The organism is Brevibacterium senegalense (assembly GCF_000285835.1).
In the GTDB taxonomy this organism is placed as follows: Bacteria; Actinomycetota; Actinomycetes; order Actinomycetales; family Brevibacteriaceae; genus Brevibacterium; species Brevibacterium senegalense.
In genome coordinates this window covers 134,126-155,400 of the sequence record NZ_HE978607.1, presented here as the reverse complement: position 1 = coordinate 155,400, position 21,275 = coordinate 134,126, and the positions used below count along the sequence as shown (strand labels likewise).

The 21,275-nt window shown below is 71.8% G+C and carries 18 protein-coding genes and 1 rRNA gene; 14 read left to right on the top strand and 5 right to left on the bottom strand.

Annotation, left to right across the window (positions count from 1 at the left end; translation table 11 throughout):
* Positions 1-30 precede the first annotated feature (30 nt).
* The 3 genes from rrf to HGBR_RS13375 all read left to right on the top strand — a co-directional run bounded on the left by rrf (position 31) and on the right by HGBR_RS13375 (position 2,093).
* Positions 31-147, top strand: a 5S ribosomal RNA gene (gene rrf, locus HGBR_RS13385).
* A 136-nt stretch (positions 148-283) separates the two neighbouring features.
* A complete protein-coding gene (locus HGBR_RS18045) occupies positions 284-1,360 on the top strand; it encodes an NAD(P)H-dependent flavin oxidoreductase (protein WP_161601871.1) in 1,077 nt (358 codons plus the stop codon).
* Position 1,361: 1 nt separating this feature from the next.
* Positions 1,362-2,093, top strand: a complete 732-nt coding sequence (locus tag HGBR_RS13375) for an SIR2 family NAD-dependent protein deacylase (protein WP_019159854.1) — start codon at positions 1,362-1,364, stop codon at positions 2,091-2,093.
* A 63-nt stretch (positions 2,094-2,156) separates the two neighbouring features.
* On the opposite strand, the gene HGBR_RS13370 is transcribed toward HGBR_RS13375, so the two are convergent.
* From HGBR_RS13370 to HGBR_RS13350, 5 genes are all read right to left on the bottom strand, one after another.
* Positions 2,157-3,008 (bottom strand): aldo/keto reductase, encoded by an 852-nt coding sequence (locus tag HGBR_RS13370; RefSeq protein WP_019159853.1) that lies wholly within the window; start codon positions 3,006-3,008, stop codon positions 2,157-2,159.
* Positions 3,005-4,576 (bottom strand): GMC family oxidoreductase, encoded by a 1,572-nt coding sequence (locus HGBR_RS13365; protein ID WP_019159852.1) that lies wholly within the window; start codon positions 4,574-4,576, stop codon positions 3,005-3,007. Before HGBR_RS13365 ends, HGBR_RS13370 begins: the two co-directional genes overlap by 4 nt.
* Before the next feature lie 31 nt (positions 4,577-4,607).
* Complete coding sequence (locus HGBR_RS13360; RefSeq protein WP_019159851.1) at positions 4,608-6,080, bottom strand: aldehyde dehydrogenase family protein; 1,473 nt, start codon at positions 6,078-6,080, stop codon at positions 4,608-4,610.
* Positions 6,081-6,137: 57 nt separating this feature from the next.
* Complete coding sequence (gene betT / locus HGBR_RS13355; protein ID WP_019159850.1) at positions 6,138-8,192, bottom strand: choline BCCT transporter BetT; 2,055 nt, start codon at positions 8,190-8,192, stop codon at positions 6,138-6,140.
* Positions 8,193-8,443: 251 nt separating this feature from the next.
* On the bottom strand, positions 8,444-10,483 hold the full coding sequence (locus tag HGBR_RS13350; protein WP_019159849.1) for a choice-of-anchor I family protein: 2,040 nt from the start codon (positions 10,481-10,483) through the stop codon (positions 8,444-8,446).
* A 346-nt stretch (positions 10,484-10,829) separates the two neighbouring features.
* On the opposite strand from HGBR_RS13350, the gene HGBR_RS19050 reads away from it, so the two are divergent.
* The 11 genes from HGBR_RS19050 to HGBR_RS18025 form a co-directional block, all read left to right on the top strand.
* On the top strand, positions 10,830-11,618 hold the full coding sequence (locus HGBR_RS19050) for a hypothetical protein (protein WP_019159848.1): 789 nt from the start codon (positions 10,830-10,832) through the stop codon (positions 11,616-11,618).
* Entirely contained in the window at positions 11,585-12,751 is a 1,167-nt protein-coding gene (locus HGBR_RS20330; RefSeq protein ID WP_019159847.1) for a prolipoprotein diacylglyceryl transferase, read from the top strand. The genes HGBR_RS19050 and HGBR_RS20330 overlap by 34 nt, the downstream gene beginning before the upstream one ends.
* Positions 12,752-12,784: 33 nt before the next feature.
* Positions 12,785-13,591 carry an HAD-IIA family hydrolase gene (locus tag HGBR_RS18035; protein ID WP_019159846.1) on the top strand — a complete coding sequence of 269 codons (807 nt, stop codon included), beginning with the start codon at positions 12,785-12,787 and terminating at the stop codon, positions 13,589-13,591.
* On the top strand, positions 13,588-13,740 hold the full coding sequence (locus tag HGBR_RS19980) for a hypothetical protein (protein ID WP_019159845.1): 153 nt from the start codon (positions 13,588-13,590) through the stop codon (positions 13,738-13,740). The genes HGBR_RS18035 and HGBR_RS19980 overlap by 4 nt, the downstream gene beginning before the upstream one ends.
* A gap of 1 nt (position 13,741) precedes the next feature.
* Positions 13,742-14,755 carry a TlyA family RNA methyltransferase gene (locus tag HGBR_RS18030; RefSeq protein ID WP_019159844.1) on the top strand — a complete coding sequence of 338 codons (1,014 nt, stop codon included), beginning with the start codon at positions 13,742-13,744 and terminating at the stop codon, positions 14,753-14,755.
* Positions 14,752-15,678, top strand: a complete 927-nt coding sequence (locus HGBR_RS13320) for an NAD kinase (protein WP_040365112.1) — start codon at positions 14,752-14,754, stop codon at positions 15,676-15,678. The genes HGBR_RS18030 and HGBR_RS13320 overlap by 4 nt, the downstream gene beginning before the upstream one ends.
* On the top strand, positions 15,675-17,381 hold the full coding sequence (gene recN, locus HGBR_RS13315) for a DNA repair protein RecN (protein ID WP_019159842.1): 1,707 nt from the start codon (positions 15,675-15,677) through the stop codon (positions 17,379-17,381). The genes HGBR_RS13320 and recN overlap by 4 nt, the downstream gene beginning before the upstream one ends.
* A gap of 18 nt (positions 17,382-17,399) precedes the next feature.
* Positions 17,400-18,650, top strand: coding sequence for a putative cytokinetic ring protein SteA (steA, locus tag HGBR_RS13310; RefSeq protein WP_051013441.1), 1,251 nt, complete (start codon positions 17,400-17,402; stop codon positions 18,648-18,650).
* Positions 18,647-19,672, top strand: coding sequence for a copper transporter (locus tag HGBR_RS13305; RefSeq protein ID WP_019159840.1), 1,026 nt, complete (start codon positions 18,647-18,649; stop codon positions 19,670-19,672). Before steA ends, HGBR_RS13305 begins: the two co-directional genes overlap by 4 nt.
* Before the next feature lie 14 nt (positions 19,673-19,686).
* Entirely contained in the window at positions 19,687-20,544 is an 858-nt protein-coding gene (locus HGBR_RS13300) for a hypothetical protein (RefSeq protein ID WP_019159839.1), read from the top strand.
* Positions 20,544-21,275, top strand: a 732-nt coding sequence (locus HGBR_RS18025) for a lipid II flippase MurJ (RefSeq protein WP_245533347.1), incomplete at its 3' end; no start/stop codon positions are given. The genes HGBR_RS13300 and HGBR_RS18025, both read left to right, overlap by 1 nt.

Genomic DNA, 21,275 nt, shown 5'->3' with positions numbered 1-21,275 from the left:
TTTTGTGGGGGTTGCGTGGTCCCGTGTTTTTGCGGTGGTTATAGCGGTAGGGAAACGCCCGGTCTCATTCCGAACCCGGAAGCTAAGCCTGCCTGCGCTGATGGTACTGCACTCGAGAGGGTGTGGGAGAGTAAGTCACCGCCGCAATATCCGTAGAAGAAGAGGCGTGCAGCCGAGGATCGAGCCCAGCTCTCCTCGACTGCACGCCTATTCGCCATTCACGCACGGTCGTCCGATGTGCAGTCCGGATCCATTCGCGGAGCGAGGTGCGTACGATGGCCTCATGTTCGATCTGAGCTCACTGCGCTTGCCAGTCGTGCAGGCCCCTATGGCCGGCGGTCCCTCCACTCCTCAGCTCGCCGGCGCGGTCGCGGAAGGGGGAGGGCTGGGCTCGCTAGCCACCGGCTATCTGAGCCCTGCGGCGGCCGAGGCGCAGCTGGCGGCCTTCCGCTCGCTCTCGACCGGTCCCGTGGCGGTGAACGTGTTCGTCCCGGAGCAGCGCCCCACGTCGTCCTCGGACGCGCACGACTACCGGTCCTCGCTCGAGTCGTGGTGCCGTGCAGAGGGGATCGTCGGCGACATCCCCGCGGTGCCTCTCTCCGTCGACGACGAGGCGCGAGCGGACTACAGCTCCATGCTCGCGATGCTCGAGCGGACTGCGCCCCAGGTCGTGACCTTCACCTTCGGGCTGCCGGGTCGTGAGGACGTGGCACGGCTGCAGGCGGCCGGTGTGCAGGTGGGCGTGACGGTCACGACGGTCGAGGAGGCACTCCAGGCCGTCGATCACGGTGCGGACCTCCTCATCGCTCAGGGCATCGAAGCAGGAGGGCATCGCTCCCAGTTCGACCAGAGCACAGTGCCCTCCGACATCACGACCGAGGATCTCGTCCGTTCGATCGCGGGAGCGTGCGGCCGTCCCGTCGTGGGCGCCGGGGGTGTGGACGGCCCCGCATCCGCGCAGCGACTGCTGGACGCCGGTGCCTCCGCCGTCCAACTGGGCACGCTGTTCCTCACCGCACGGGAAGCCGGGACCAAGACGACGCACCGTACGGCTCTGCTCGACCCGGGGGACCGCGGTACGGTCCTCACACGCGTCTTCACCGGCCGTCCGGCACGCGCACTCTCCAACCGGTTCACCACGGCGATGGAGGGGGCCGCGGTCGCGGGGTACCCGCAGGTCCATGTGCTCACCGGTGGGATCCGCGCAGCTGCCGCGGTCTCGGACGACCCCGAACTGCTGCACCTGTGGGCCGGCACCGGATTCGCCGCGTGCGCGGATGAGACTGCGGCCTCGGTCCTCAGCCGATTCGATGCCCTCAGGCGTCCGGAGCCTCGGGCACCGGGGCAGTCGGGAGTGTGACATGAACGTCGTCCTGCTCACCGGCGCCGGCATCAGCACGGCCGCGGGGATCCCGGACTTCCGGGGACCCCAGGGCGTCTGGACGCGCGATCCGGAGGCCGAACGCACGTCGACCCTGTCCTGGTACCTGCGAGATGCGTCCGTCCGGCGGCGTGCGTGGCAGATGCGCCTCGAGTCGCGGGTGTGGGAGCGCGAGCCGACGCCCGCACACCGGGCGATCGCCGCGTTCGCCACGGCGGGGAATCCCACGACGATCATTACGCAGAACATCGACGGTCTGCACCAGGCGGCGGGCAGCCCCGAGGCGGACGTGCTGGAGGTCCACGGCACGGCCCGGTCGTGGCGGTGCGAGGACTGTCGGGCGAGCGGTCCCATGGCCGAGGCCGCGCAGCGGGTGCGTGCGGCAGATCCCGATCCGCGTTGTCCCACCTGCGGCGGCATCATCCGCGCGCGGACGATCCTCTTCGAGGAGGCGCTGGACGCGGACGTCCTCGATGCCGCGTTCGCCGCTGCGGAGGCGTGCGACGTCCTCGTGGCCGTGGGCACCGGACTGAGCGTGCACCCGGTCGCCGGGCTCGTGCCGGTCGCCGCCCAGCACGGGGCACGGATCGTCATCGTGAACGCGCAGTCCACGCCGTTCGACTCCCTCGCGGATGTCGTGGTGAGGGGCGACCTCCAGGAGGAGCTGCCCACGGTCCTCGCCGACCTCGCAGAGCAGCGCGGCACGACATGAGCGGACGGAGCCCCCTGCGCCGGTGCGGCGCAGGGGGCTCCTCGTTTCCGGGACGGCGACCGGTCAGAACTCTTCGTAGACCGCGGGGTCCTGAGCTTTGAGGCGGCCGTCCGTGCGTCCCAGCGCCGTGACCGCCGTGACCTCGTCCGCTGTCAGCACGACCTGTGCGGAGGCGAGGTTCTCCGCCTGCCGGTGCGCATCCGCCGACTTGGGCAGCGGCAGCGCGCCCCGCGCGACGTGCCAGGCCAGCACCGCCTGCGTGGGCGTGATCCCGTGCGCGGCGGCGACGTCCCGGACCACGGGCTCCGCCAGCACGTCACCGGCACGACCGATCGGGCTCCACGCCTGGGTGATGATTCCCTTCTCCCGGTGGAGGCGCAGCGCCTCCACCTGGGGGAAGTGCGGGTGCAGCTCGATCTGATTGACCTCCGGTCGCACACCGGTGGCGTCCTCGACCTCCTGCAGGTGCTCCGGCAGGAAGTTCGACACGCCGATGTGGCGGACGAGTCCGCGGTCCTTCGCGTCGATGAGTGCCTTCCACGCCTCCACGTAGAGTCCCCGACCGGGATTGGGCCAGTGGATGAGGAGGAGGTCGATGTGCCCCAGCCCCATGCGGAGGACGGACTCCTCGATCGCGGTGCGCGCGGCCTCGGCGCCGTGATGGCGACCGGCCAGCTTCGAGGTGACCACGACCTCGGCGCGGTCCACACCGGATTCGCGCACGCCGGCACCCACTGCGGCCTCGTTCTCGTAGTTGAAGGCGGAGTCGAGCAGGCGGTACCCGTTTCGCAGCGCGGTCGCGACCGCGTCCGCACCCTCCTGCCCCCGCAGGGCGTACGTCCCCAGACCCACGCGCGGCAGGACGAGGCCGGCGTGCGCAGTGTGCTCGCCCAGAGGTGCCCGATCCCCGCTCATGCGTGCGCCCGATCCGCGGCAATGAGGTCCGAGGCCTTCTCGCCGATCATCATCGTCGTGATGTTGGGGTTGACCGTCACGATCTCCGGCATGACGGAGGCATCCGCGACGCGCAGTCCCGTGACGCCCTTGACGCGCAGCTGGGGATCCAGCGGAGACAGGTCGTCGTCCACCGGCCCCATCCGCACGGTGCCCACAGGGTGGTACACGGTGTTGTGCGTCGCGAGGACGTAGTCGCCGATCTCCTGATCCGTCTGCGCCTCGATGCCCGGGGAGAGCTCGCGGCTCGCCCACTCGGCCATCGCCGGCTGGGCGACGATCTCGCGCGCCAGCCTGATCCCGGCGATCGCGACTCGCAGGTCGTGACCCTCCGGGTCGGTGAAGTAGCGGGGGTCGACGCGGGGCTTGTCCCGGAAGTCGCGGCTGCGCAGGCGCACCGTCCCGCGCGAGCGCGCACGGGTCACGTTGGGCGTGAGGCAGAACTCGTCCTCCGCGGAGGGGTAGCCCTGGCGCGCCGTGTGCATGTCGAACGGCACCGTGCCGTAGTGCATCATGAGGTCCGGGCGGTCCAGCCCCTCCTCCGTCGCGTGGAACAGGCCGATCTCCCACCACTGGGTGGACGTGCGCGCCATCGGCTTCTTCGCCTCCCAGCGGATGACCGCCTCCGGGTGGTCCTGCAGGTTCGAGCCGACCCCGGGGGAGTCGACGCGGACCTCGACGCCCACCTCGCGCAGGTGGTCGGCCGGACCGATCCCGGACAGCATGAGCAGCTTGGGCGAATCGATCGCACCCGCGGACACGATGACCTCGCGCGTCGCACCGATCCGTGCCGTCCGCCCGTGGATGTCCGCGACGACGTGGACGCCAGTCGCCCGCAGGTCGTCGTCCAGTTCGATGCGGGTCACCTGCGTGTCGGTCAGGATCGAGAGGTTCTCGCGGTCCAGGTGGGGGTGCAGGTACGACACGGACGACGAGGCCCGGGTGCCGTCCGCCCGCCGGTTGATCTGGAAGAAGCCGGCACCGTCGACGACGGTCTCGCCTGTGTTGAAGCGAGTGCGGGGGAGACCGGCCTGCTCAGCGGCGTCCAGCAGGTTCACGCCCGACTTGTCGTCCTGCGGGACGTTCATGATGTGGACCGGGCCGTCCGTGCCGTGATGCGGCTCCGGATCCTCGTTCGTTTCGAGACGCTGGTAGAGCGGGTACAAGGTGTCCGCGTCCCAGCCCTCGGCGCCGTACTCGTGGGCCCAGGCGTCCAGGTCTTCCCGCGGCGCCCAGAAGGCGATGCAGGAGTTGTGCGAGGAGCAGCCGCCCAGGACCTTCGCGCGAGCGTGCCGCATGAAGGAGTTGCCGCGCTCCTGCGGTTCGATCGGGTAGTCCCAGTCGTAGCCGGATTCCAGGAGGGCGGGCCAGGACTCCAGGTCCAGGACCGCGGGGTCGTCGACGTCGGTGGGTCCCGCCTCCAGCAGGCCGACGGTCACGGCGGGGTCCTCGCTCAGGCGTGCGGCGACCGCCGCGCCGGCGCTGCCTCCGCCGATCACGATGTAGTCGAAAGTGTCGAGTGTCTTCATGTCCATCCTCTTGCCAGTGCCCGCGACCGGGTCAGTCCTCTGCGAACCAGTCGGTGACCGCCGGCTCCGTGTTGTGGTAGATGTGCTTGGCCTCGAGGTACTCGGCCAGGCCGGTGGGGCCCAGCTCGCGGCCGAAGCCGGACTGCTTGAAGCCGCCCCACTCCGCTTGGGGGAGGTACGGGCCGAAGTCGTTGATCCAGATGGTGCCGTGCCGCAGGCGGGAGGCGATCCGCTCCGACCGGCCGGCGTCCTGCGTCCAGACGGCGCCCGCCAGGCCGTAGATCGTGTCATTGGCCAGTGCCACCGCCTCGTCCTCGGTGGTGAAGGTCTCGACCGTGACGACCGGGCCGAAGCCCTCGTCCTGGACCACGGACATCCCGGTGTGCACCTGGTCGATGACGGTGGGGAGATAGTAGAAGCCCTTCTCCAGCTCGCCCTCGCCCCAGCGGCCGCCGCAGCGCACGCGCGCGCCCTCGGCGACGCCCGCCTCGACGTAGGCCGTCACCTTGTCGCGATGAGCGGCGGAGATGAGCGGGCCGGTCTGCGCGCGCTCGTCGTAGGGGCCGCCCAGCCGGATCGCCTGCGCCCGACGCACCAGTTCGTCGACGAACCGCGGGGCGATCGACTCCTCGACGATGAGACGGCTGCCGGCGGAGCAGACGAGACCCGAGTGGATGAAGGCGCCGTTGAGGGCGTTGTCCAGGGCGGCGTCGAAGTCCGCGTCCGCGAAGACGACGTTCGGGTTCTTGCCGCCCAGCTCGAGAGCGACCTTCTTGACGGTCGCCGCGGCGTTCGCCATGAGGTGGCGCCCCGTGACGAGGCCGCCGGTGAAGGAGACCAGGTCGACGTCCCGGTGGGTCGACAGCGGCGCTCCGGCGGTGGCCCCCGCGCCCAGGACGAGGTTGCCCACACCCGCGGGCAGGCCCAGGCCGTCGAGGACCTCCATGAGGAGGATCGCGGTGTGCGGGGTGAGCTCCGAGGGCTTGAGGACGAAGCTGTTGCCGGCGGCCAGCGCCGGTGCGACCTTCCACGCCGTCTGCAGCAGGGGATAGTTCCAGGGCGTGATGAGGGCGCACACGCCCACCGGCTCGTAGACGATCTTCGCTCGGACCGCGGGGTCGCCCGCGTCCACGACACGGCCGGCCTCGGAGTCCGCGATGCGCCCGAAGTAGTCGAAGCAGTTCGCGATGTCGTCCATGTCGATCCGGGACTCGACGATCCGCTTCCCGGTGTCGTCGGACTCCGCACGCGCGAACTCCTCCTTCCGCTCGCGAATGGCGGCCGCGGTCGCCGTCAGGAGCGCGCCGCGCTGCGCGGCGGGGACGGACGACCAGACGCCGGAGTCGAATGCGCGACGCGCGGCTTCGATCGCTGCGACGGTGTCCGCCTCGGACGCCTCGTCGACGGTCGCCACCAGATCGCCGTTCGCAGGGCAGTGGATGTCACGGGTGTCGCCGTCCTGTGCGGTCGTCCAGGCGCCATCGATGTACAGGGTGTTGGGCATGGGATGAACCTTCTTTCCATCTGTCGCGTGCGAGTGCGGGTGGGAACGGTGTGGCGGTCAGAAGTCCGCCTGCCAGTCAGGCGTCTCGGCGGCGGATCCGTGCGTGGGGAGGGTGCCGCCGTCATCGGAGGCGATGCGGACGAACTCGAGGTGGGATTCGAACCGGGTGAGCACGTCTGCGATGAGCTGCTGGGCGCTGAAGCCGTACACGTCGTACCCCTGCGAGCCGGCGGCGGAGAACACCTCGAGACGGAAGACCCGTGCACCGCGACCCCCGTAGCCGCCCACTCCCGGCGCACTGCGCGGGACCGGGTAGACCTGGTAGTCGAAGGACTGTTCGCCTTCGAACCGGACGCACAGAGCGACGTCGTCGACGTGCAGCGAGTCGACCGGTGTGCGCTCGATGGTCGCGTCGAATCCCTTGTCGACCAGCTCGCCGTGCACCGCTGTGAGGGCGGGCTCCACGATCGTGTCCTGGAACCTCTGCGTCTGCGCGGCGCTGGGGAGAGCCGTCATCCGGCTGAGGCGCTGTCGCCAGCTGAGGCCGCCGCCGGAGGCGATGCCGGCCGGCAGCGCGGCCAGTCTGCCCTCGCGCTGATGCGCCTCCACTCGCAGCGCCTTCCAGAACGACGCCATGACGAGGTAGAGGACGGCGCTGAAGGGCAGCCCGATGATGACGGTGGCGGCCTGGAGCGTCGTGACGCCGCCCACGATGAGCATCGCCATCGTGAGGACGCCGGTCGCGACGGACCAGAAGATGCGCACCGACTTGGCGCCGTCCTCGCGGGGATCGTCGATGACCGACGTGAAGCTCGAGAGGACCAGGGCGCCGGAGTCCGCGGACGTCACGTAGAACAGCAGGCCCACGACCGTCGCCAGACCGATGAGGAAGAAGGCGCCCGGGTACAGGGACAGGAGGTCGTAGAACCCCTGCTCCGGCACGTTCATCGCGATCTCTCCGAACGCCTCGTTCCCGGAGCGCACGAAGTCGAGTGCGCTGTTGCCGAAGATCGAGATGAAGATGATGATGAAGGCGAGGGGGACGATGAGGACCCCGGTGACGAACTGCCGGATCGTCCGGCCTCGCGAGATGCGGGCCAGGAACAGGCTGACGAACGGTGCCCAGGCGATCCACCACGCCCAGAAGAACAGGGTCCACGCGGACATCCACTCATCGGGCTGCTCCCACGCGAAGGTGTCGAGCGTCATGCCGGGGAAGCGCGAGAGGAAGTCGCCCACGTTCATGACGAGCGCGTCCAGCAGGAACCGGGTCTTGCCGGCGACCAGCACGTAGACGAGGAGGACGATCGCGAGGAGCACGTTGAGCTCGGAGAGCCGGCGGATGCCCTTCTCGACGCCGGAGACGGTCGAGAGCGTCGCCAGCAGGACGGCGAAGACGATGAGCCCGATCTGCGCGGCCGTCCCCTGCTCGATCCCGAACATGAGGTAGAGGCCGTAGTTGAGCTGGACGACACCGATCCCCAGGCTCGTGGCGATGCCGAAGACCGTGCCCAGTACCGCGGCCACGTCGACGGAGTCGCCCAGCCAGCCCTTGATCCGCGTTCCCAGGATGGGCTGCAGCAGGGAACGGATCGACAGCGGCATGTTGCGGCGGTAGGCGAAGTACGCGAACGCGGCACCCATGAGCGCGTACATCGCCCACCCGGTGATGCCGTAGTGGAAGAGGGTCCAGACAATGCCCTGTCGGGCCGCCTCGATCGTCTCGCCGTCGCCCGTCGGGGGAGCGAGGTACTGGGTGACGGGCTCCGAGACGGAGAAGAACATGAGGTCGATGCCGATCCCCGCGGCGAACAGCATCGACGTCCAGGTGAAGAGGTTGTAGGTGGGTCGCGAGTGGTCGGGGCCCAGCCGGATCCCGCCGGACCGGGAGAAGGCGATGACGAGGACGAACGTCACCATGAGCGTCGCTGTGAGGATGTAGTACCAGCCGAAGTTGGCGGACACCCACCCCACCGCGGCGTTGATGACGGTGTCCGCGTTCTGCGGCATGAGGATCGCCCAGAGCGCGACCGCGAGGATCATGACGCCCGAGGAGACGAAGACGCGCCAGTTGATGCGGGTGCGGGACTCCTCGCGGGGCGGGTCGTCCACGGGGGTCCTGCCGTCGCCCGGCGGGCTCGCCGGGTTCTCCGATCGATCTGCTGGGGCGCGTCCGGCCACGTGTGACGTCCTTCCACGAGGGGGTGGGTCTGTGCTGTCGGTGCAGATCGACGGTAGCAGGGTTCGTGCCGGCTCTCACCGGGGACTTCACGGGATCGTGGGCATCCTCACCAGTCGTGATGTCTCGCGGACGACCGACGGGGAGCCCGCAGTGCGGACTCCCCGTCGTCTCAGCGCCGGTCTCAGAGGGCGCGGCGGCGTGCGATCACGAGGGCCGAGACGCCCCCGCCCACCAGCAGCGCGCCGACCGTCAGCGCGGTCGCGATGGTCGCGCCGGTGCGGGGCAGGCGCTCGTCGCCGTCCCCGCGACCGTCATCGTCACCGCTGCCTCCCTCGTCGTCGTCCTCGCGCGGATCGTCCGTGGGCGCGCCGGTGGGCTCGTCCGTCGGCTCGGCACTGGGCTCCTCCGTGGCGTCGTCCGTGGGATCCGCGGTGGGATCCGCGGTGGGGTCGTCCGTGGGCTCGCCGGTCGGCTCCTCGGTGGGCTGCGGGTCCTCCGCGAGGAGATCCTCGACCGAGTAGTAGGTGGTGGTGCCCGAGACCTCGTTGCCGACGATGAGCATCGCATCCGCGACGCTGCCGTCGGCCGTGCCGGGGGCATCCGCGCCGGGCACGAACGTGATCGATTCGGGACCCAGGTCGCCGGCTCCGGCGAATGCGGATGGGTCGTCCTCGCCGGAGACGGAGAAGTCGCGGTTGTTCACGTAGGTGACGTACTCCGGCGAACGGGGGTCGGTCACATCCATCGTCACGAAGCCGCTGGTGCGCTCGAAGCCGATGAACGCGTACGTGCGGTCGCCGATCGCGCCCACCTCGATCGCCTCGGGCTCGGGGCCCTTGTCGTCCGAGCGGCCGTCGAAGTTCGACTCCGAGTGGTTCGAGTTGAAGAAATCGGGGTGCACCTCCGAGGTGATCTCCTCGAACAGCGAGCCGGAGTTGTAGACCTCCGCACCGTCCTCGTCGAGGATCGAGAACGACCGCGAACCGCTCACGTGGATCTCCTCGTAGCAGGCGCCGTCGGCGGACAGGCCGTCGGCGACTGTCGCGGTCAGGCGGCCCAGGTTCTCGTCCTCGGTGAGCTCGTCGAGCGTGAGGCCGGTGCCGTCGGCGACGGACTCGCACAGCGGTGCGATGTCGTCGTCGCTGAAGTCCTTGATGCGCGCTTCCTCGCTGTAGGCGTCCCAGTCGCGCAGATCGCCCTCGTCCGCGGTGAACAGATACGACCGGCCCCCGATCTCGGTGGACTTGATGGTGTCCGGGGCGCGGAACGCGGTCACCGGCCAGTTCTGCCGGTTGATCGCGTCGTCGCGGTCGGACACGTCGAATGCGACGTCGCGCAGATCCGTGGTCTCGAGCGGGACGATGCGCTCGACGGTCGCGGACTCGAGGTCCGTGATCGCCAGCGCGTTGGCCTCCTGGAGGGTCGTGTACGCGCGGCCGCCGATGACGGTCGAGTACTCGGGCTCGAGGTTCTCGGACACCGGGCGCTCGGGGGTGCCCGTCCCCGCGTCCCCGCGGCCGCCGTAGATCCGCACTCCCTCGGGAAGCACGTCGCCCTCGAAGGCGTGGAAGTCCGCGGCGCGGTACTGGGACTGGTCCGCTGCGGCCACGTCGTCCGGCAGGGTCACGATGCCGATCGAGCCCTCGGGGTCGACAGAGTAGTCCTCGGCCGGCTCGCCCTCGTTCGCGATGACGGCGTAGGTGCCGTCCTCCGACAGGACGACCGAGTCCGGCAGCGCGCCCACGGTGACGGCGCCCAGGATCGTCGGCTCGACCTCGCGGACGTCGGCGAACAGGAGCCAGCCCTCGTCCGTCTTGTTCGGGGCCTCGACGGCGACGACGGCCAGGCCGTCCTCGCGCACCGCGACGGAGTTCGCGACGGCGCCTGCGGGGATCGAAGAGCCGTCCGCGACCTCGGTGCCCTCCGCCGTGATCTCCGAGACGTGGGAGGGGGCGGTGGGATCGGAGGCGTCGAGGATGTCGACGGCCCCGCGCTGCGCGTTCACGACCAGTGTGCGCTGGCCGGCGGTGTAGTGGACGACGATCTCTGCGGCGGACTCGTCGAAGATGCCGGTGTCGTGGGTGCCGACCGGCGCGATCGCAAGCGCTGCGTCGTCGGCGGAGTCGACGATCGGATCATCGACGATGACGGCCGCGGCGGGGGCGACGACGGCCAGTGCCAGGAGCGAGCCGGCCGCGGCGGCGGCGAGGGAGCGGTGCATGGGAGCCTTTCGGAGCTGTGCGGGACGCAGATGACGAGCGGACGCAGGGACCGTCGATCGTGTTCGACGCTAAGAAGTTCAGGGGACTCTCAGGTCGACGGGAGGTGATGTCCAGGTGTGCGGAAGGTGAACTCCGCCACCGCGGGCGAGTGGTTTCGGCGGGCTAGACTGGGTTCGATGTTCGGCCCGGTCAGACGGAGCCTGTGCGCCGCCGGTCGGCGCTGAACCGAAGAGTGACGATCCAGGATGGCGATGGCTGAAGCAGACGAGACGAACGACCGCGACCGCAGGAACGACCGGGATCGACCGCGCCGGGGCGGGGACGGACGGGACGCTCGAGGACGCGATGGCCGTGGTCGTGATGATCGGGATCGCGGGCGGTCCGGCGGACCCCAGGGCCGTTCGGGAGGAACCGGTCGCGGAGGCGGGGCCGGCCGCACCGATGGCCGACCGCAGCGCAGCCGGTGGAGCGACGACGGTCGTCCGGGCTCCGACCGACGCGGTGGCGGAGACCGCCGCTCGTCGGTGCGCGGCGACCGGGACTGGAACGACCGCGGACCGCGCGGCGACCGGCGCGAGGGAGACCGCCGCGACGAGCGCGGTCCCCGACGCGACGACAGGGGACCGCGCGGAGATCGTCAGGGCGGGCCTCGCCATGACGGGCGTCCGTTCGAGCGCAACGACCGCAGTCCCCGCGGCGATCACCGCGCTGCGGACCGTCGTGACGGCGACCGCCGTGGGGGCGGTGGGCGCGACGACCGCGGCCCCCGTCGCGATGGCACCGGAGCCCCGCGCCGGGACGAGCGAGGCGGGCCGCGTCGTGACGACCGCGGTGGGCCTCGTCGTGAGGACCGCGGAGGCTACAGTCGTGACGACCGAGGCGGGCCCCGTCGCGGTGACCGGGGACGTCCGCGTCGTGACGACCGCGGCGGACCGCGTCGTGACGACCGGGGTGGCCCCCGTCGTGGAGGCGCGCAGCGGAGCGACGACCGACCCCGTCTGCCGCAGGGTCCGCCGATCCCCGAGGGGATCACGGGCCAGGAGCTTCCCAAGGAGATCCGCGCGCAGCTGCGTCCCCTCTCGAAGGAGACCGCGGACCGCGTGGCACGGCACCTGGTCGCCGCCGGCGAGCTGATCACCACCGATCCCGCGGCCGCCCACGAGCACGCGAAGACCGCCGCCGCGCGCGGCAGCCGGATCGCAGGTGTGCGCGAGGCCGTGGGCATCCTGCTCTATCACCTGGGCCAGTACGACGAGGCGCTGCGGGAGCTGCGCACGCACCGGCGGATCGCAGGCTCCGATGACAACCTGCCGCTCATCGCGGATGCGGAGCGCGGGCGCGGCCGTCCGCAGAAGGCACTCGAGCTGTTCGCCGAGGCCTCCGAGGGCGGCCTGGGCCACGACCTCTACACCGAGCTGCTCATGGTCGCCGCCGGCGCCCACATGGACCTGGGTCATGTGCCGGAGGCCCGCGCGCTCCTGGAGACCCGGAACTTCGCGGGCAATGCGAACGGGACGCTGGTGCGACTGCTGTCGGTCTACTCGGACGTCATCCGGCTGCAGGGCGACGACGACCTGGCCGACCGGTACGAGGAGCTGGCGCGGCGCACCGCTCGGGCGACCGGCACCCTGTTCGGCGATGAGGAGACGGATCCCAACGCGGGCGTGGAGATCGTCACGCTCGAGGAGCTCGAGCTGCCCGCGGACGACGAGACTGCGTCGGACGACGAGGCTGCGTCGGACGACGAATCCGCCTCGGGGGAGTCCGCCTCTGCGGACCAGGGTGAGGCCGTCGAGGCCGCGGGGACGGAGTCCGCCGCGGCAGCGACGGAGGATGAGGAGCAGACGGTCGACGCGCCGGACGACACGTCATCCGAGACCGTCGCCGTGGACACCGTCGCCGAGGCCGCGAAGACCGGGTCTGCCGAGGCCGCCGCCACTGCTCCGGTGGACGAGGACGCGGAGTCCCGTCTGCGCGCCGTCGACTCCGAGTTCGACCAGGAGATCGTCGACGAGCTCGATGAGCTCCTGGGCGAGAGCGCGACGGACGAGGCCGAGGCCGTGGCGGACACGACCACGGCGGACGAGGTGACGACGGATGAGGCTGAGGCCGATTCGAGTGAGACCGCTCCCGAGGCGACCGTGCCCGAAGCCGCTGCGTCGGAGACTGCCGCAGCCGCAGCCCCCGCCCAGGACGACGAGGACGAGGATGAGGATGACACCCACGCTGACGACGAGGAGCTCACGGAGCCGCTCTTCGATCTCTGACCGCCGGCGGACCCGGCAGTGCGGAATGATCCGATGAGCGCTCTCGACTTCGACGGCGTGCTGCTGGATCTGGACGGCTGCGTGTACACGGGACGCACGGCCGTGCCCGGCGCCGCCCCAGCGCTCAACGGTCTGGCGGACGCGGGGGTGCCAGTCGTCTTCCTCACGAACAACGCCTCGCGATCCGCTCGGCAGGTGGCCGACCACATTACCGAGCTGGGTGTCGATGCACGTCCGGAGCAGGTCCTCACTTCCGGCATCGTCGCGGCGCGGGAGCTGGCGCGGACGATGCCCGCCGGCGCCCCCGTCCTGGTGGTGGGGTCCGAGGCACTCGCCGACCAGGTGCGCGACGCGGGCCTGTCAGTCGTCACCCGCGCGGCGGACGACCCCGTCGCGGTCGTGCAGGGGCACTCCCCGGACACCGGGTGGCGTCAGCTCGCGGAGATCTGCACGGCCGTGCGCGCGGGCGCTGAGTGGTGGGCGACCAATCTGGACCGCACGTTCCCCACGGAGGCCGGACTGCTGCCGGGCAACGGCTCGTTCGTGCGCGTCGTGCAGGAGACGACGGGAGCGACCCCGCAGGTGGCGGGGAAGCCCGCGGCGTCGATGATGCGCGCGGGCACCGACCTGCTGGGGGCCGCGCGCCCGCTCATGGTGGGAGACCGCCTGGAGACCGACATCGCCGGTGCCCGTGCCGCCGGGATCACGGCCGGACTGGTGCTCACCGGCGTCCACCGCGAGGAGGATGCGCTCGCCGCGCCGGCGGAGGAGCGGCCCCACGTGCTCCTCGACAGCCTCCTGGACCTCCTGCCCAACGGCGTACCCCGGCGGTTCGCATGAGCGAGTCCGCACCGCTGCCCGGCGGATCGCTGCCCGTGCACGAGTGGGACGAGGCGCTCACCGCGCTGGACGCGAGCGAGGAGTACGCGCGCGCACGGGACGCACAGGCGCTGCTGGACCGCCTCGACGCGGCACTGGCCGACCTCTGACATGCCTGCCGACCCCACGCCCTCCGCTGACCAGGTCTCCGCGGATACGTCCACAGCCGGCAGGCCCTCCGCTGCCGGTCCCACCGATCGCCCGACGCCCCCGGGGCGTCTCGACACCGTCCTCCCCGCTCTGGGCCTGGCCGCGTCCCGCACCCGCGCGGCGCGCGAGATCCGCGCCGGTCGCGTCCGGGTCGACGGCACGGTCGTGCTGCGCCCGTCGGCACCCGTGGCGGCCGGCGCCCTCGTCGAGCTCGACGACCCGGAGCACTGGGTCGCCCGCAGCGCCCACAAACTGCTGGGCGCACTGGAGGACTTCGAAGCGGACGGAGCGCTCGCCCCCGCTGCGGTCGCGGGCACCGTCTGCCTGGACGCCGGTGCCTCCACCGGCGGCTTCACCCAGGTGCTGCTGGAACGCGGAGCCGCCGCCGTCCACGCGGTCGACGTGGGCCACGATCAGCTGGTCCCCGCCCTCGCCCGGGACCCGCGGGTCCACGACCTGCCGGGCACGAACGTGCGTGCTCTCACCCGCACGGACCTCGCCGCGCGGACCGACACACCCTTCCGCGCCGACGGCACTGTCGACTTCGTCGTCGCGGACCTCTCCTTCATCTCCCTCACCCTCGTCGTCGACGCCCTGCTGGCCGTGTGTCGGCCGCAGGCGGTCCTGCTGCTCATGGTGAAGCCCCAGTTCGAGCTGAGCCGCTCCGCTCTGGACAAGCACGGCGTCGTCACCCGCGATGCGGATCGTGCCCGTGCGATCGCCCGCGTCGTCGAGGCCCTCGAGGAGCGGGGCGCGCACGTCCGCGCCACCGCGCAGTCCCGCCTGCCCGGTCCCGCCGGCAACATCGAGCACTTCGTGCTGGCCCATGCCCCTGCCCCGTCCGCCACCTGCGGGAGCGCGGACGGGGGAACCTCCACCGGCGGTCCGGGTCCATCGGCTACGGTGGAGCGCGGTGCGCCGCTGACCGGCGGCGCCGCATCTGACCCTGCACCCGCCCCGGAGGTTGGCCCGTGACCCGACGGATGTTGATCGACCTCCACCCGCGCCGCGAGAACGCCCGGATGGCCGCCGAGGCCGTGTGCGCCGCGCTGGGAGCGAACGACATCGTGCCGGTCATGTCCCGGTCGGCCCACGACGTCCTGTGCTCGTACGACGACGCCCGCCCCAACGGCACGGAGATCGTCGACGACGACCGACTGCTGGCGGCGGCGGAGGATTGCGAGCTCATCATCGTCCTGGGCGGCGACGGCACGATCCTGCGCGCGGCGGAGCGCTTCCACACGCTGGGTGTGCCCGTCGTGGGCATCAACCTGGGTCATGTGGGCTTCCTGGCGGAGAGCGAGTCCGCGGACCTCGACGAGACGGTGCGCCGCCTGGTCGACCGCGACTACGACATCGAACAGCGGATGGCGCTCGACATCACCGTCCGCCTCGAGGGACGCATCATCCACCGTGCCTGGGCCCTCAACGAGGCGACGGTCGAGAAGGGCCCGCGCACGCAGATGATCGAACTGAGCGTGGGCATCGACGACCGGCCGGTGTCCACCTTCGGCTGCGACGGTGCGATCCTCGCGACCCCCACCGGCTCGACCGCCTACGCGTTCTCCGCCGGCGGCCCCATCGTGTGGCCGGACGTCGAGGCGCTGCTCATGGTCCCCATCAGCGCGCACGCGCTCTTCGCGGAGCCCCTCGTGACCGGGCCGTCCTCCGTCATCGCCGTCGAGTACCGGGCCCGGCACGCGGAGGAGTCGGCCGTGCTCTGGTGCGACGGCCGTGAGGAGATCGGACTGCCCAGCCGCTCGCACATCGAGGCGTGCCGGTCTGCGCAGCCACTGACACTGGCCCGGATCCAACGCGGTCCCTTCACGGATCGGCTGGTGCGGAAGTTCCAGCTGCCGGTCGACGGCTGGAGGGGACCGGCGGGGGAGACGGCATGATCAGCTCGATCGGCATCGAGAACCTGGGCGTCATCACCTCCGCGCACATCGACCTGGGCACCGGCCTCACCGCCGTGACGGGCGAGACCGGAGCGGGCAAGACGATGTTCATCACCGCGCTCGACCTGCTGACGGGCGCCCGCGCGGATTCCTCCGCCGTGCGCCGGGACGCGGACCGGGCGACCGTCGAGGGCGTCTTCGCGCTCCCGGCCGGCGGCTCGCAGGCCGCGGAGCGGATCGAGGAGGCCGGCGGAGACGCAGACGGCGAGGCGGTGCTCACCCGGATGCTGCCGCGCGAGGGGCGGGCCCGCGCCACCGCGGGCGGCCGGACTGTGCCCCTGGGCGTCCTCAAGGACGTGGGTGCGGACCTCGTGAGCATGCACGGTCAGTCCGAGCAGCTGACCCTGCGCGGCCAGGCCCAGCAGCGTGCACTCCTCGACGCGCTCGCGGGCGAGGCCGGCCGGTCCGCACGGGACGCCTACACGTCCGCCTTCGACGCCCACCGCGCGCTGACCGCGGAGCATGCGCGCCTCGAGGAGACGCGATCGGAGCGGGCCGCCCGCATGCACTTCCTGCGCACGGCCCTCGAGGCGATCGACGAGGTCCGGCCCGTCCCCGGCGAGGACGCGGAGCTCACGGCGCTCGCCGCCCGCCTGGGTGCGGCGGAGGAGCTCCAGCAGTCCGTGGGCCGCGCCCACGACCTGCTGCTGGGCAGCGAGTGGGACGACGCCCAGAGCGCGACCGCGCTCATCGCGCAGGCGGCGGAATCCCTGGGCCGTGCCGGCGCGGTCGACGAGACACTCTCCGGCGCGATGGAGGCGCTGGACGACATCGCCGTGCGACTGGCGGACACGGGTGCGGACCTCTCGTCCTATCTGGCCGGGTTCGGCGACGATGAAGGTCAGTCGCTCGAGCAGACGGAGGAGCGCCGGGCACTGCTGGGCTCCCTGAGCGCCTACGGGGAGGACCTCGACGCCGTCCTCGCGTTCGAGGAGCAGGCCGGTGCGGAGCTGCTGGACCTGGAGAACTCCGAGGCGAGCCTGGGGGACATGGACACCCGCCTCGAGGAGGCCGCCCAGGCGTTGACGCAGGCGGGAGAGGCCCTGCGCGCCGTGCGCCGGCGCACGGCGGAGGACTTCTGCGCGCAGGTGGGCGAGGAGCTTGCGGCACTCGCGATGCCGCACGCCTCCCTCGAGTTCGCCGTCGAGGAGGCGACGCCCGCGGCCCACGGCGCGGACGACGTGCGCCTCCTGTTCCGGTCCCACACGGCCGCGGACCCCACGGACATCGGCCGTTCAGCCTCGGGCGGCGAGCTGTCGCGCGTCATGCTCGCGATCGAGGTGGTGCGGGCCCGTACGGAGACCTTCCCCACCTTCGTCTTCGACGAGGTCGACGCCGGCGTGGGAGGTGCGGCGGCCGTCGAGATCGGGCGGCGACTCGCCCGACTGGCGACCTCCTCGCAGGTGATCGTCGTGACACATCTGCCTCAGGTCGCGGCGTGGGCGGACCACCACCTGGTCGTCCGCAAGACGGACGAGGGCACCGGTGCGGTGTCCGGAGTCCGCGAGCTGGCGGGGGAGGAGCGCACCCAGGAGCTCGCCCGCATGCTGGCGGGCATGTCCGATTCCGCCTCCGCCCGTGCGCACGCGGAGGAGCTGGTGCGCGACGCGGACGCGTCGAAGACGGGCTTCCGCAGGGACTGATGGGATGATGTCCTCACCATGATTCTGCGCAGAACCCGAGAGAGGGTGGACATCGAGGCCGCGGTGGGCCCGGCGATCGTCCGGATCGACCGGCGGACGAAGGACCTCACGAAGCGACTCCAGCCCGGAGACATCGCGATCATCCGGCACGCGGACATCGACCGCGTGTCCGCCGAGGCGCTCGTCGACTGCCGCCCTGCGGCGGTCCTCAACGCGCACCGGTCCGTGTCCGGTGCCTACCCCAACCTGGGCCCCGGCATCATCGTGTCCGCGGGCATCCCGCTCATCGACGACTTCGGCGAGGACCTCTTCGACGGCCGCGTCGAGGAGGGCGAGGAGCTGTCGGTGGCTGAGGGCTCCCTGCTGCGCGACGGTGAGGAGATCGCCACCGGCACCGTGCAGACCGCGGACACCATCGAGACCGCGATGGCGGACGCGGAGTCCGGGATGACGGAGGTGCTGAGCGACTTCGTCGAGAACACCGTCGAATATGTCCAGAAGGACTCGGATCTCCTGACCGACGGCCTGCAGGTGCCGCAGGTGCGCACCTCCTTCCAGGGCCGGCACGCGCTCATCGTGGTGCGCGGCTACCACTACAAGGAGGACCTCGCGATGCTGCGCCCCTACATCCGCGAGCACCGTCCGGTGCTCATCGGGGTGGACGGCGGCGCGGATGCGATCCTGGAGGCCGGCCATCAGCCGGACATGATCGTGGGCGACATGGACTCCGTGTCCGACGCGGCGCTCACCAGCGGCGCGGAGATCGTCGTCCACGCGTACAAAGACGGCCGCGCCCCCGGCGTGGAGCGGGTGAGCGACCTGGGCGTCGAGTGCGTCACGTTCCCCGCCTCCGGCACCAGTGAGGACATCGCGATGCTGCTGGCGGACGACAAGGGCGCGCAGCTCATCGTCGCGGTGGGCACCCACGACACCCTCATCGAGTTCCTCGACAAGGGCCGCAAGGGCATGGCCTCGACGTTCATCACGCGCCTGCGGGTGGGCAGCAAGCTGCTGGACGCGAAGGGCGTGTCCCTCCTGTACCGGCAGCGGATCGGCACGATGCAGCTCATGCTGCTGGCGTTGGCCGGTCTGGTCGCATTGGGTGCTGCAGTGTCCGCGACCGCTGCGGGGCAGACCGCGTTCGGCCTGCTCGCCGCCCAGTTCGACGGATTCTTCCAATGGCTGGGCGACCTGTTCGGCGGCTCCTCCGCAGAAGCCCTCCCCGCAGCCCCTTGGGCCCCCGACACACACGAACTGAGCATCCCGTGATCGACTTCCGCTACCACCTCGTCTCCCTCATCTCCGTCTTCCTCGCGCTGGCGGTGGGCATCGTCCTGGGCGCCGGTCCGCTGCAGGGCCCCATCGGCAGTTCGCTCACCTCGCAGGTCGACAGCCTGCGGGCGGACCGCGACCAGCTGCGGACGGATCTGGACGTGTCGCGGGAGCAGACCCAGCAGACGGCCGCGTTCGTCGAGGCGACCGCCTCGGACCTCGTCGCGGACGCGCTCGAGGACCGGTCCGTCGTCCTCGTCCGGGCGAACGGCGCGGACCACGACGAAGCGGATGCGATCAGCGCCCGGATCGAAGAGGCCGGCGGTGGTGTGGCCACCGATCTGGACTTCACGGAGTCGACCTTCTCCGCCCCGGACGAGGCCCTCGTGACCGCGCTGCGCGACGCGGACCCCACGCTGCCGGAGGACGACGCGGCCGTCGTGACCCAGGCCCTGGCGCGCGCGCTGGGCACCCAGCCGGCAGCGGACGACGCCGAGGCCGGGGACGGTGAGGAGACCGCACCGGCCTCCCAGCCCACGGAGTCCGCGGACGGGTCCCAGCAGTCCGAGGACGACGCGCGGGCGGCCTCGGAGGACCTCTTCGACGTGCTCGCGGAGGCCGGCCGGATCGACCGCGGGGAATGGACGGACGCGGACGCCGTCGTCGTGCTGAGCCCCGGCGTGGCGGAGGACACGACCGCGGACCCCACTCCCAGCGCGTCCGCGACGGCGGAGGCCGCGCAGCCGGAGTCCGCCCAGCTCATCGCCCTGTCCGGGTTCTCCTCCGCACTGGCGGGGGAGACGACGACGGTCGTCGCGGGCCCCACGTCCTCGGCGGAGGCGGGCCTGCTGGCCGACCTGCGCGCGGACCGCGTCGACCTCTCGACCGTCGACGGCACGGACCTGGCGACCGGGCCGGTCCTCGTGCCCCTCGTGACGCAGGCCGCGCTGGACGGGACGTTCGGCGACTACGGGACCGGATCCGGGGCGACCGCCGTGCTGCCGGACGCCGCGCAGTGAGGCGGGGGCCGGACATGAGTGCTGCAGGCACCGCACCGGGGATCCTGCGCGCTGCGGCCGTGGGGCTGGCGGCGGGGACGGTCGCCTGGGCGGCGATGCGCCTGCGCCGCACCGCGGATCAGCGGATCCCGCGGCTGGTGCGCACCAATCACGCCGGCGACCCCGTGTCGCTCGTCGAGGGGCCAGTCGCGGCCGGCGGCCTGATGGTCGCCGCCGCCTGCGTGCCCGGAGCCGTTCCGCGGACCGCGGTCCTCACCGCGGTGGGAGCCGCGGGAGTGCTGGGTGCGGTCGACGACTTCGCGGAGCGCGGTGCGTCCAAGGGCCTGCGCGGACACCTGGGCGCCCTGCGCCGCGGCCGGGTGACGACGGGGGCGCTCAAGGTCATCGGCATCCCGGTCGCCTCGGTCGCGGCCGCGGCACTGCTGCGCACGGACGCGACGACGCCTGCCGGCCGTGCCGTGGATGCCGTCCTGGCCGGGGGCGTCATCGCCGGCACCGCGAACCTCCTGAATCTGCTGGACCTGCGGCCCGGCCGCGCCCTCAAGGCGGGGCTCGTCATCGCGGGCGTCCAGACGCTGGTGGATGGCCGGCGGGCGACCGCGGCCAGCGGTGCCGTGGGCGCCGGTGTCGTGGGCGTGACGGCAGTACTGCTGCCGGACGACCTGCGCGGGGCGACGATGCTGGGCGACGCCGGCGCGAACGCCCTGGGCGCCGCTCTGGGCCTGCGCGCCGCGCTCACCGCCTCCCGTCCGCGGCTGGCCTGCGAGCTCGCGGGACTGGCGGCGCTCACACTGGCCAGTGAGCGGGTGTCGTTCACCCGCGTCATCGAGCGGACCCCCGGCCTGCGCGAGTTCGACGCCCTGGGACGCTGATGCCCCGCCTGCTGCGATTCGCGGCGTCCGCGGCGCTGCTGGTGTCCGTCGCGACGCTCCTGTCGCGCCTCGTCGGCTTCCTGCGGTGGATCGTCTTCTCGCCCACGGTGGGGGCCGGTGCGGTGGGCACCGCCTACCAGTCCGCGAACCAGGTCCCGAACATCCTCTTCGAGGTCGTCGCCGGTGGTGCGCTGGCCGGCGCGGTCGTCCCTCTGCTGGCGGGCCCCCTGGCCCGCGCGGACACGCGGACGGCCTCCCGCATCGCCTCCGCACTGCTGACGTGGTCCGTCGCCGTCACCCTGCCGCTGGCGATCCTCGTCGCCGTCTTCAGCCGGCCGATCGCCCACGCTCTGCTGGGCGATCCCGCCCAGGCCGAGTACGCCTCGGGCTTCCTCCTCGTCTTCGCACCGCAGCTGGTCCTCTACGGGATCGGGGGCGTGCTGACGGGCGTGCTGCAGGCGCACCGGAAGTTCCTGTGGCCGGCTTTCATGCCGCTGCTGTCCAGCCTGCTCGTCATCGCCGTGTACGTGGGCTACGCCCGGCTGCGGGGGCCCGAGGTCGCACCCGACGATCCGGCCGCACTGGCCCTGCTGGGGTGGGGCACGACCGCGGGGGTCGCGGCGCTGGCCCTGCCGCTCGCGCCTCCCCACGGCGCGGACCGGCCTGCGCCTGCGGCCGACCCTCCGCTTCCCGGTGGGGGCCGGGCGCCGGGCCGTCCGCCTGGCCGCCGC